This window comes from Ruegeria sp. AF7, assembly GCF_056541885.1.
In genome coordinates this window covers 35648-48240 of sequence record NZ_JBQFYX010000021.1, presented here as the reverse complement: position 1 = coordinate 48240, position 12593 = coordinate 35648, and the positions used below count along the sequence as shown (strand labels likewise).

At 57.2% G+C, this 12593-nt stretch carries 6 protein-coding genes; 3 read left to right on the top strand and 3 right to left on the bottom strand.

What is annotated here, in order from left to right:
• Positions 1-246: 246 nt before the first annotated feature.
• From tnpA to ACR0AP_RS19150, 3 genes are all read right to left on the bottom strand, one after another.
• Entirely contained in the window at positions 247-648 is a 402-nt protein-coding gene (gene tnpA, locus ACR0AP_RS19160; RefSeq protein ID WP_480508667.1) for an IS66-like element accessory protein TnpA, read from the bottom strand.
• 341 nt (positions 649-989) lie between these two features.
• Positions 990-1418, bottom strand: a complete 429-nt coding sequence (gspG, locus tag ACR0AP_RS19155; protein ID WP_480508665.1) for a type II secretion system major pseudopilin GspG — start codon at positions 1416-1418, stop codon at positions 990-992.
• Entirely contained in the window at positions 1415-1945 is a 531-nt protein-coding gene (locus ACR0AP_RS19150; RefSeq protein ID WP_480508663.1) for a prepilin peptidase, read from the bottom strand. The genes gspG and ACR0AP_RS19150 overlap by 4 nt, the downstream gene beginning before the upstream one ends.
• Before the next feature lie 27 nt (positions 1946-1972).
• On the opposite strand from ACR0AP_RS19150, the gene ACR0AP_RS19145 reads away from it, so the two are divergent.
• The 3 genes from ACR0AP_RS19145 to ACR0AP_RS19135 all read left to right on the top strand — a co-directional run bounded on the left by ACR0AP_RS19145 (position 1973) and on the right by ACR0AP_RS19135 (position 12564).
• Positions 1973-2695: a hypothetical protein gene (locus tag ACR0AP_RS19145; RefSeq protein ID WP_480508661.1), complete on the top strand. Its 723-nt coding sequence runs from the start codon at positions 1973-1975 to the stop codon at positions 2693-2695.
• 114 nt (positions 2696-2809) lie between these two features.
• Positions 2810-12238 carry a PKD domain-containing protein gene (locus ACR0AP_RS19140; protein WP_480508659.1) on the top strand — a complete coding sequence of 3143 codons (9429 nt, stop codon included), beginning with the start codon at positions 2810-2812 and terminating at the stop codon, positions 12236-12238.
• Positions 12235-12564 (top strand): DUF6984 family protein, encoded by a 330-nt coding sequence (locus ACR0AP_RS19135; protein ID WP_480508657.1) that lies wholly within the window; start codon positions 12235-12237, stop codon positions 12562-12564. The genes ACR0AP_RS19140 and ACR0AP_RS19135 overlap by 4 nt, the downstream gene beginning before the upstream one ends.
• The last annotated feature ends 29 nt before the right edge of the window (positions 12565-12593 follow it).

Below are 12593 nucleotides of genomic sequence, written 5' to 3'. Positions count from 1 at the left end.
CGCGCCTTCACATCATCCGGCCACCGCCGTGTCCCATCGGTTGAGAAAACAACACCCAACCCAATGAGAAACTCTCTCATAGTCTCCATGGAGAAACTCACCTCGCAAAATTACTCCGAGGTGAAATCCCAGATCAAGCTAAAGGCTGGAAGGTGACCGTCACGCACCGCTTACGTCCATCATGACCTTTGCGGAAATCCACAGGCTTCGTCGCCACCACAATCCGCACCCGGTTCGACGGAAAGATCATGAGACCCCGTTCAGAGCACGGACAATCTCGGAAATCCGTTTCGGAGGCGTGGCAGCGTCAAGCCGAATAGTGACGTCGCCGTGAACAATCTCAATCGAACCAGCGGGTTCTGACGGTGCTGCGGGAACCTCTGGTTCGATCACAACCGGCGCAAATTCCGCACCAGCCAGATCCGGCACCACCAATTTACCTTCTCGGGCCAGGCGACGCCATTCAGACAAATGGTTTGGACGCATGCCGGCGCGTCGGGCGACCTCGTTTACCGTCACTCCAGGAACCAGAGTTTCCGCAACAAGCTGACCTTTGACCTCTTCCGGCCAGCGCCGTTTGCCATCCCGACCAATCAAAATCTCATGGCCCGCAACGGACTCCAAACGTAGCTCCCGATGGACTCCCACAATAACCTCCTGACAAATCTACACTCCGCAGCAGAATCGCAGATCACGCAGACTTCAGGAAGGTGGGGTTGAGACACCGCTTACGGAAAGACATGAGAAAGCAGGGTTGAACCCTATGCAGAAATTGAAGGCGGCTTAGGTATCCAAAAATACGCACCTTAAACGTCGGAGAGTGGCCACGAATCAAAACCCTGAACAGAACTGGCACATAATACGCAGACTCCAAGGCGAGTAGGCGAGCACCATTGTCCAAAGGGTCTTGAATTGTATTAACAACGGCACTTTAAGCGCTAAACTCAATAAACTTCGAACGAAATCAGAAGATCTTTTTTCTCGACTAGTTAGTTCGAGACGTCGCTGTCTTCCCCCGAACCACCCCGGCTTCCGTCCCGGCCTAGGCTTGAGACGCTCGGTTGCCCCTGATCCCCGGGTTCCGCGTAAATATAGGCTCTACCCCACGGGTCGATAAGACCTTCCTCACTGTCCAGGTAAGGCCCAGCCCATGACGGATCTCCCGGAGGGGCAGATACAAGAACATTTAGGCTTTCGGAACTGGTCGGATAACGGCCCGTGTCTATGTAGAACAACTGCAATGCACTGCCGATTTGCTGGATTTGCAGTTTCGCGGTCTCTGACTTGGCGCGCCCTAAATACCCGATCAGTCGGGGGCCAGCGACCGCAGCGATCATGGCAATAATAGACAGCACAATGAGCACTTCCAGAATGGTTATACCACTACGCTTGTTCCACCCGCGACTATTGCGTTTCATGCATTGCCTCCAAGCAACCAAACACTCCAGGCAGAGAGACAAAGAAACGGTCCGAATGCAACCTTCGATTGACCTAATTCTTCAATTGATGTCGAACGAACCACCGCAAGTAGGCTGAGGACAACAACTCCAGCAAGTGCTGCTGACAAGACCACATAGATGGTTCCATAGGCCCCGCACCAAAGCCCAATTCCAGCCATGAGTTTTACGTCACCAAAGCCCAAACCATGAACGCCACGTGCTTTCAGGTAAAGTTCAGCTACCGCCCAGAACAGCAGAGGCCACAAAATTCCTCCTAAAACTCCGTCGATTAACGTCACTGTTGGATGAAACACAAGAGAAAGCGCTCCTGAGACGAGCAATAGTATGGCCGCCATATCCGGGATCTCAAAGGTCAGGAAGTCCCATACGCTAGCCCATATCAATAGAACTGCGAGTAACCCTGCCAACCAACTCAGTGGTATTGATGTCACTGCGAGCAGGCCATAAACCAGAAGATGAATTAAAACGAGCCAAATGGTTTGCATGCTCAAATCTGATAGGGGGTTGCAAAGATGGTTGCAAGCGGACGTCGAAAGCAGGGCTTTGCCCTCATCGTCGTGTTGTCAACGCTGAGCATTGTCGCGCTGCTTTTTGCAATCACAAGCAGTCGTTTTCTAGCAAACCTTAAGGTCAATGAAGCCGAATTGATACTTGCGAAACGCCAACAGGAAAATCAGGCACTGGCGGAGCTTGCGTTGGCCGTTTTCGCGGAGAAACCAAATCAAGCTGGCCGGCGGGAACCATTGGTGCTTCAACTGAACGACCGCGAACTCACGATTGCTTTGCAAGATGTAGGTGGACTGGTCGATCTTAATACCGCCGCCCCAGATCTGCTGGATGCTTTAGCCTCTTTGCTGGACATCTCTGACGATGCGGTTGAGCGGTATCGGGAGTGGAGGCGCACTCCATACCGACTGAACAGCGTCGTTGATTTCGCGCGGGTTGCGGAGATTCCGTATGAAGATGGGCTTCGCCTTCGAGAATTTGCGACAGTACATTCTGGTCGTTACGGCGTTTCGCCTGATTTGGCACCTCAGGTTTTGGTCGAGCGATTGGTAGCGGCTGCCCCTCTTGGCAGCATACAAGGCACGGAGCTTCCTGTTTCCTGGCGTACGGCTGGTTCTGGGGTGACATTTCGAGTTGATTTGTTTGAGGGTGGTCGTTTTGCACGTCCCGTTGGTGTTATTCATTTGGGCAGTTCTGGGAGTGGTGGTCGCATCCTAGAGCTGTATTGATTGTGCAAAACGAGTGATTGGGGTTGTTCTTCTATGGTTAGAAAAAACTTGTTGCAAAATCGCCTTTAGGTAGTACGTTTTCAAAAAAATCGTTATTTAAACGAGGGATACGGAATGGGTATTTTGCACCGCGCATTTTGCGCGACGACTTTCCTTTGCGCCGGATTTTCATTTTCAGCCTTTGACGCCTCTGCAGATACCTCTCTTCCGATAAAAGCCGTAGCTGGTCAGACGATCACGCTGGACCCTGTGGACGGGGTCGTTTTACCAGCCGGGCCAGCCTTGCAGCCCTCCTGGACATGGATTGACCGCCCGGCTGCCAGCGTGGCGGATTTCAGCGATGCGACCGTGCTGCGGCCCCAGATCCTGCTCGACATTCCAGGCACCTACCGTGCACGAGTGTCCTTTACTGACGCCTCGGGGGCTATTGTTGCGACCTCTGACGTTGTGTTCGGCTCGGACAATCTGCCGCCTGTGGCGCGTGCGCGGGTGCGCGGAGTGCCGGATGGTTCAAGCCCGGTGACGCTGGATGGTTCGGCCAGTTTTGATCTGGAGGGTGGCGCGCTCAGCTATAACTGGGCCATTGAATCTGCGCCTGCGGGCAGTGCCGCGCAGCTGATGGGTGACGGACCACTTTCGGCCATTTCGCTGGATCTAGAAGGTGCGTACCGGGTTGCCCTCACGGTGCAGGATCCGACCGGTGCTGTTTCTGAGCCTGAGTATCTCGACCTCCGCTATCTGCCGAACAGTGGTACCACCGATGTCTACCGCCTCAGCTACGAGGTGAACCAGATGGCTGCGACAGGTGTTGCTGATACGTTTGATCTGGGCGAGCGCGCGACCGCTCCCGGAACCCATGACAGAATCTCGGGCTTTGTTCTGGATGATGGCACCGGTTCTGTTGCCGACACGCTGACCGTGACTCTGAACGGCATCACGTATAGCGCGAGCAGCCCGACTGAGTTCCTCGCCCTAGTCGATGCGCTGGAGCTTGATACGGATACGAACACCAATGCACGGGTCTCGCCAGACCCGGCTCAATCGGATCTGACCTTCATCTTTGGCACCGCCGGAGGGTCGGTGACGCTGACCGGCCTTGTGGGTGATGCGCTGACCCGCGCCGATCTGGAAGCGCGCGGTGTGGATTATTATGAAGGGGTAGGGGGCCGGATTGTGGCGCCTGTCCCATCCGCCCGCTTCGATCAGCTGCACGCTGAGTCTGGCGTTCCCCTGACCATTGAACCTTACGCATCGACCGATATCGATGGCGATGTTCTGGTTGCCGACATGGGCGTTCTGGTCGCGCCATCCGGCGCGTCGCCGCAGATCAGCACTGACATTGACGGGCTGTCGCTTGTGACTGTGGATCAGCCGGGCGATTATCTTGTGGCTCTGGACGTTTCTGACGGAAGTTTCTCCGCGCAGGACCATGTTCTGGTCGTTGCCGGTGCAAACAAGAACCTGCGCCCGGTCGCACGTATTGCGCCGGTGACTTCAACGCAGGTCGGGGCGGCGCTTACGCTTGACGGGTCACAAAGCTACGATCTGGACGGGGATTTCATCCAGCACAGTTGGGCGCTGATCTCCGCACCGGCAGGCAGCACCGCAGGTATCGGTGGTGAGCAGATCGGCACGGCTGTGCTGACCCCTGACCTGCCCGGTGCCTATGTAGTACAGTTGAGCGTTGAAGATGATACGGTTGCAGGCGTTCCGGAGACGGCTCTGATCCTGGTGAGCCCACCGCTTCCCACCGCCAACGCGGGCCGGGATCAGGCTGTTGGTGATAGCGGCCATCTGGCGCTTGATGGTACTCTGTCGACCGGCAATGGTCTGACCTATGTCTGGTCTTCTCTGGGGTTGATGGGGGATGGCTCAAGCGTCGAGATAACCGACGCCACGCTGGCGTTGCCGGAGATCGGTCTGAGCATTCGCGAAGGCCGGTTCCGGGATGTGATCCGTCAGAACGAGATTTACCACCTCAAGCGCTCCGACACAGGTGACACCTGCCAATTCGACATCCGTCAACCCGCGGATATCTCCGGTGCCAGCGCATCGGAGCCGATTCAGTTCACCCTGCATTCCCGCGGTCGGCAGGCCGGTATGCAAGGCGATATCCTGGTCTGGGAGGTCGAGAACAAACAGACCTATACGCGGGATGTCACATTGCAAGACAGCAATGGTGTCGATCACGGCACCTGGACGGTTCCCGGGCGCACCTCGCTGCACGTGACAACGGATAACATCGGCAATGCACGTATGTATGCCTATGTTGATGGCGTTGCCCGCGACGATGACCGTGCGAAGAAGAACCCGTTCAACCGCAACAACCCGGTTTGCACTGGTCCGGGCTCTGGCGTTGTTCAACTGATCGTATCGGATTCTGCGGGTGTGTCTCTTGCGGATACGATCTTTGTTGGCAATACCAACCTGCGCCCGGTTCTGGAGACCAGATCGACGATTTCTCTGGTCTCGGGTCAGACTGTCGATTTGAATGCGTCGGACTATAGCTTCGACGGGAATGCGGATAGCCTGTCTTATGGCTGGTCGCTGATTGCCCGCCCAGCAGGGAGCAGCGCGGATCTCGGCGCGCCGATTGTATTGGGTGACGCGCTGAGTTTTGCTCCGGACCGGGGTGGTGTCTACCTGCTCCAGATTACCGCGGCAGACGATGCCATGATTGCCGAGCCGTCGGTTGTGATGGTCGAAGTTGTCAACTCGCCGCCGGTTGCAGCGGTTTCGGGCGATACCGAAGCTTTTGTCGGTGACCTTGCCACGATCAGTGCCGCGGGTTCGGGTGATCCCGATGGCGATGCTCTGTCTTATACCTGGACACTGGTTTCCGCTCCGGACGGCAGCACGGCCGGGATCATGGGGCAGGGCCAGTCCGCCATCACATTCACGCCGGATCGCCGGGGCGAGTATGTGTTCAGCCTGGTTGTCTCGGACTATGAGTTCGCCAGCGCTCCTGTCACATGGACCTTGACCGCGCCCAACCGCGCGCCGGTGGCCCTGTTGGAAGGCCCCGATCAGGTCGATGTGGGGCAGGAGGTCATCTACTCTGTCACCGGGTCAAGCGATCCGGATAACGACCCGCTGACCTTCAGCTACGCCGTCTCGACAAAACCCGCGGGCTCAGATCCCTTCTTCGAAGACCTCGGCAACGGCGAGGTCGGATTCATCGCCTACTTGCCGGGTGATTATGTTCTGGAAGTCACCGTGTCGGACGGACTTCTGGAGGCCACACATACGCTTACCGTCAATGCCAGTGCCCTGAATGCAGCCCCGGTTCTGGGCCAGCTGCGCGACAGCTACACGGTTGAACTGGGCCTGGAGCTAGCGCTTGATCTTGAGGGCAGCGACCCGGACGGGGATCCGATCAGCTTCTTTGCAACGCCGCTGCCGCTGGCAACCGGCGTTACGCTCAACGGCAATAATGGTGAGGTTCGGTTCCGCCCTGAGACCGGGCAACTGGGAACCTATAGTTATACTGTTGGGGTGTCAGATGGGGTTCTGACCGACGAGGCAACCCTCACGATCGAGGTTGTGGAAGCCACCGCCGGGGATACGGCCATTCACGGTCGTGTTCTGGACGCCACTGATTTTGCAGCCGGGACAATCACGCCGCTAGCCAACATGCCGGTTCGCCTGCGCGATGCCGCGCTGATGACCACCACCGCGGCCGACGGGACATTCAGCTTTGGCAGCCTTGTGGAAGGCACGGATCAGGTGGAGGTGGAACCCTCTGCGGATGGTGGTCCGGGCGGCTATTTGGGCGAGACACGCGTCATCACTGTGACCGAAAACCAGGATCGCGATATCACCCCGGACTTCCATCTCGTGCCGCTGACCGATGGCTGTGCAACAGTTGTCGCCGGTCAGAAGACGATGCTGACCGGAACGGCGTCCGGCGTGACGGTCTCCATCCCGGCGGATTCCGTGCAAAGTGATGCGGGTGGCCTGTACACAGGTGACGTCTGCCTCGGCTCACTGCCGCAGCTCTTTGACCATCCCGGTTTCAACGAGGACACTCAAGCCTGCCGGATTTATGCGCTGGATGCCCCCGGTGCGGTCTTCACCCAGGGCATGACCATCACTGGACCGAACCTGGACAACCTGCCGGAACAGACCCGGCTCGAGATGTGGCGGGTCAGCCAATTGAACGGCCTGTTCCGGCGTGCTGCGGACGCAAGCGTGGATTCCGGTGCGGCCACCGTCAGCGGAACGCTGTCCGGTGTCTCGGGCGGTGCATTGTTCACCTTCCTGCCGCAGGCACCACAAACGGTCGCATCTTCGGACCAGCCGACAGGGATGAAGTATCTGACCCCGTTTGAGGGCGACAATGCCACCAGCTACACCCTGCCAGGCTACACCGCCTTCGGTGAAGCGCAGGAGATTGCACTCAGCTATCACAGTCAGGCCGCCAACCCAACCATCATCGTGGCGGGCGATGTCACCATTGCCGACGACGCATCGTTGCCGGTGGCACTGCGAACACGCATCGAAGCGGGCGGGTTGTCGATCAGCGACGGGCGCAGCTGGACCCCGCGCGAAGGTTTGGACGGAACCATTCCGGCCCTGATCGGAGAACAGGTGGTTCTGCGCCAGTCCATGCCGGTCGACGGGTCGGGACTGACCTCGGGTCGTTATGCCTACCAGTTCAACAGCAAGGCGATTTATGCCTGCTCGACCGTGGGCGGCACGCATATGGCCGAGTTCTATGTGCAGAACGAAAGCGACAGTCCCTATGGCAATGGCTGGGCCATTGACGACCTGCAGAAGCTGGTGGAAGGGCCCGACGGTAAAATCTCGATCATCGATGATGATGGGGTGACCACATTCGATCCTGAACCCACCCTGACAGAGTTCGAAGACGAACCACTCGTCTTCCCCGCCACTGGGCCGGTTGGCATCGAAGCGATTGATCTGGACGGTGACGGAGATCTGGATGTCGTGTTCGCAGACAGCGGTACGGGTAGCCTCAAATCAATAATCAATTTTGGTAACAGAGACCTCCGGCAGGAGGGAACTCTCGAAATCGGTAATCCTAGTGAGGTCACGCAAACAGGGGTGTGGACTCCAAATCTTTCGGCCATGGCATTGGGTGAGTTGAACAACGATGACCTGTCGGATGTAGCTTATGTTTTGCAGGTCCAAGATGGCTTTGGATATGCCACCAATGATGGCTTTGGGAATCTGACGAGTGAGTTCCAGTCCTTGGGAATTGGGCGAAAGCCGAAGGATCTGAAGGTCACCGATCTCAACAAGGACGGGTTCGAGGACATCGTCTACGGAGCTAATACGAGTTCCTTTTTTGGCACAAATGACGAGATTTGGGTCAGTATTGGCGGGTCTGACGCGCGTCAGTTGTTCCAGATATCCAACTATACATTCAATGGTCGCGGAACGCTTCAGGTCATGGTCGACGATGTCGACGGGAACGGCTGGGATGACGTAGCCTATCGGACGCAAGAAGGTGTGGACATTCTGTTCACGCGCGCTGAGGACGGTTTCCTACGCTTTACACTACGAAACCTGCGCGCGGGTAATGGCGGTTTGAACTACTTAGGCGACTTTGCAAAGCTGCACGATTTCAACGGCGATGGCAAGCTGGACCTGGTCTACAGCTCGGACACACAATTGCAGGTGCTGTTGAACACCACAGGCCAAGCTTTTGCGGACCCCATCGTTCTGGCTCGACCGCCTGAAGCCGATGCATTTCTGTTCGTAAGCTTGGCGGATGCCAATGGCGATGGCGTGACCGATCTGGTTACAACAAGCCTGGGACAAGTCTTTGTATACATCAGTAATGGCGACGGAACTTTTCAACCCTTTGAAACCGGCTTGCTTGACTATGGTTTTGTTGACACCGATTTCGCAGACATAAATGGTGATGGCAGCCTGGATCTGCTGTCAACGCAGCGCTTCACGGTTACAGTGCATTTCTCCAAACCTTCGGCAACGGGCAAGTTTGTATCGGGGCGGGGTGAGTTCTCGACCCTTGCGCGCCTGGCGGACGGCACCTGGCAGCGGCGCTACAAGGATGGCAACATCGTTCTCTATGACGCCAATGGCTTGCAAACGGCAACAGTGGACCCGCAGGGCAACCGAAAGGAATACGCCTATGATGATCTGGGTCGCCTGGCGACCATTACCGATCAGGTGGGCGGGATCACCAGCTTTGCCTATGAAGAGCTGGGGCGTCTGGCATCTGTAACCTATCCGGATGGCCGGGTCACCACGCTCGCATATGACGACATCGGCAATCTCAACGAGGTGACGGAACCCGTCGGGTCAAAGGTCAGCTTCGCCTATGACGCAAACGGCCGTTTGGTTTCCACCACCAACCAGAATGGCAATGTCACCAGCTATACCTATGACGGTATGGGGAACCTGAACGGCGCAACGATGCCGGATGGCTCCAGCGTCGCCAACCAGGTGGCCTCGTCCCTTGGATTGATCGATGGTCTGGGCGGCGCGGCCACCAGCCCGCTGATCTATGTGGCGCCCGAAGATCGGGTGACCGCTGTCACCGACCGCAAGGGCCAGACCACCGAAGTGATCGTCAACCAGTTCGGGTCGGTTATTCAGACCACCGATCCGCTGGGCCGGGTGACCAAGATCGAACGGGACGCGCAGAACCTCGCAGTTCGGGTGGAACGACCCAGCGAGACCGCGCCTGGCGGCGTGCGTGCGGACTCGATCACCTATGACAGTCTCGGCAATGTCGAGACGATGACAGAATCCGTTGGCACTCCGGCGGAACGCACGACCTCCTATACCTATGAACCCACCTACAACAAGGTCGTGACCATGACCGATGGGGACGGGTTCACCACCACCTACACCTATGACGAGTTTGGTGAAGTGGCTGGCATGACCGATGCCGAAGGTGGTGCACGCGCCATGACCTATACACCCGAGGGCAAACTGGCTACGCGGACGGATGAGAACGGCAACGTCACATCCTTCACCTATAATGCCGATCAGAACCTCGCCAGCACCACCTATGCGGATGGCTCGGTCACGCAATTGACATATGACGCGGCTGGCAACACCACCGTGATCGCAGAGGCTGCCGGTTCGCCCATCGAGCGGCAGGTGCGCCGAAGCTATGACGGGCTCAACCGCGTGCTGTCGGTCGAAGTCACCGGTGCAGATGGTGCCAATATCGGCGGGGTCACACAGTACACTTACCGGCCCGCCGGCAACCTGGAAACGGTGACCGATCAGACTGGTCTTGTCACCACCATGTCCTATGACGGGCTCGAGCGTCTCGTGGCGATCGACGACCCGGCCGAAGGCCTGATCCAGCGCGTCTATAACGCGGCCGGTGAGGTTATCAAACACATCAACGGGGATGGTGAGACCCATCTCTATGCCTATGATGATGTCAGCCGCCTGATCCAAACCACGGATCCCGAAGGCCATGTCAAATCCTTCACCTATGACAGCCGCGACAACGTCGCGACCGTAACGGATGGGCGCGCAGGTGTAACCAGCTTTGCCTATGACACGCTGGACCGGATGGTCTCGCGCACCGATCCGATCAACCAGACCATGACCCGGGCCTATGACAGCCGCGGCAACCTGATAACACTCACCCGCGAAGGCGGATTGGTTGAAACAGCCACCTATGACGGACTCAGCCGCCGCACGCAGGTGGTGACCCCCGACGATACGCTGATCTACGGCTATGACCCGCGCAGCAACCTGACGCTGGCCGCCGACGATGACAGCCGGGTCACTTTCACCTATGACACCCGCAACCGGGTGGCCACCACCACCACCGACGGCACTGTCGGGCCGCAGCCGCAGGTCACTCTGACCTACAGCTATGACCTGCTCGACCGCCGCACGCGGATGGAGGACTCGCTGGGCGGTGCCACCACCTATGATTGGGATGCCGAGGACCGGCTGACCGATCTGACCTCGCCCTGGGGCAGCACCTACAGCTTCGGCTACGACGATGAAGGTCGCCGTACCGCGTTGACCTCCACCAGCGGCCGGACGTCCACCTATGGCTATACCAATGGCCTACTCTCGGCACTGACCCATGCGCAGTCAGGGGTGACGCTGACCGATCTGGATTATACTTACGACCCCGACGGCCAGCTGACGGCGATCCTCGACAAGCTCGACCCGGCGCAGTCGAAACACATCTCCTATGATGACCTCAACCGGCTGGTACAGGTCCGCCAGGGCATCCCGCCCATCGATGGCGGCGTGCCAGTGCCGATCGAGGATTACCAGTACGACCAGGAGGGCAACCGCACCTTCTCGAACACCTCTTCCGGCTATGAGAGCAACGCTCACAACCAGCTGCTTGAAGATGACACCTACCGCTACGCCTACGACCTGCGCGGCAACCGTATAAGCCGGACCCACAAAGTCTCCGACGCGGTCGAGACCTATGCCTATGACAGCCAGAACAGGCTGATCGGATACGGCTCCGACACCACAACCGCTGCCTACGCATACGATGCCCTCGACCGCCGTATCGCTAAAACCGTCGGCGCCGATGTCGAAGCCTTCGTCTATGACCCGTGGAACCCCTATGCCACCACGGCCAACGATGCGGTACTCGATTTCGAGAACGGCACGCTGGCCAAGCGCTGGCTGCACGGCCCGCGCACCGATGAGCCGCTGGCCTTCGAAGGCTATACCGGAAGCACCGATGCAGGCTCCGGCTCGGCCTATGGGCTCTTTGCCAACCGCCTCGGCTCGATCCTGACCGCAGTCTCAATCTCCACCGGCGCCGTCGCAGCCGATTACGACTACGACGCTTTCGGCAATCAGACCCAAACGGTCAACACCATCGAACAGCGCTACGGCTATACAGGTCGCGAGCACGACCTCGAGACCGGGCTCATCTACTACCGCGCCCGCCACTACGACCCCACAACAGGGCAGTTCATCCAACGCGATCCCATCGGCTTCGCTGCAGGAGATTTGAATCTGTACGCGTATACCTTCAACGATCCATACAACTGGACTGACCCAAGTGGGTTGGCTGTAACTGCAGACTATTCAGCTCTTACCGGTGCGATGGTTGCAAGTACTGCTATTGTCGGATGCGCGGCATACGAACCTTGTAACCAAGGCGTATTCGGGAACATAGCGTCAGGTATATCGGCGCTGATTTCCAATATCTTTGCACAATTCAATAACATTCTAAATAATCAGAGCAATGGTAGCAGTGGGAATTCAAATACGAATTCGAACGCCGACTCCGGTGCGACTGCAGCGGGAGCAACCCCGCCCGGAGGGGATGGGGATGATGACGGGGATGGAGACGACGAAAACGTATCGTATGGTCGAAATGAAAACCAAAAGCATCACACATGGCGTCACATTGACGAAGCAGGCATCAACCGTAACGCAGTAAGGGAGGCAATCCGTAACGACATGAGGGCCAACCCGTTGCCAAACACTGTTCAAAACAACATCCGGTTCGTACAGGTCAACGGTAATAGAATTCAATATAACGCGTATCGATTTTCTGATGGCAGTGTGAATGTAGGTAGGATTCATTTAGTTCCATGAAGCGTTACCTAAGACCGTACGAAATTCTAGTGGTCGAGTTTCTCGAAACTCAGAATGCCGAAACGTTTCCTTGCGACTTTAGACAGTTCCAAGTTGATGAGAGCGATGCAGGAGGCGTGGGCACTATCTGGTTTCAGAAATTGAATGAACCGGCAAAAAAAATCCTTTCTTGCAACTACAGTGACGAAGATGGTGTATTGGTTATCTTTGATTTGCATTTAGGCGAAGCCAATGTATTGGGCACTTTGGAGTATTGGCGCGTCGACTACCTTCCAGTGAAGAAATGGCCTACTAGCAAAAAGCAGCTCAAACCAGGTGTTAAATAGCGGCCCGAATCCAAATGATCCATGGACCA

Bases quoted from the DNA above. Each gene is read 5' to 3' on its own strand.
- gspG (WP_480508665.1), bottom strand. From the start codon at position 1,418: ATGAAACGCAATAGTCGCGGGTGGAACAAGCGTAGTGGTATAACCATT.
- ACR0AP_RS19150 (WP_480508663.1), bottom strand. From the start codon at position 1,945: ATGCAAACCATTTGGCTCGTTTTAATTCATCTTCTGGTTTATGGCCTG.
- ACR0AP_RS19140 (WP_480508659.1), top strand. From the start codon at position 2,810: ATGGGTATTTTGCACCGCGCATTTTGCGCGACGACTTTCCTTTGCGCC.
- ACR0AP_RS19145 (WP_480508661.1), top strand. From the start codon at position 1,973: ATGGTTGCAAGCGGACGTCGAAAGCAGGGCTTTGCCCTCATCGTCGTG.
- ACR0AP_RS19135 (WP_480508657.1), top strand. From the start codon at position 12,235: ATGAAGCGTTACCTAAGACCGTACGAAATTCTAGTGGTCGAGTTTCTC.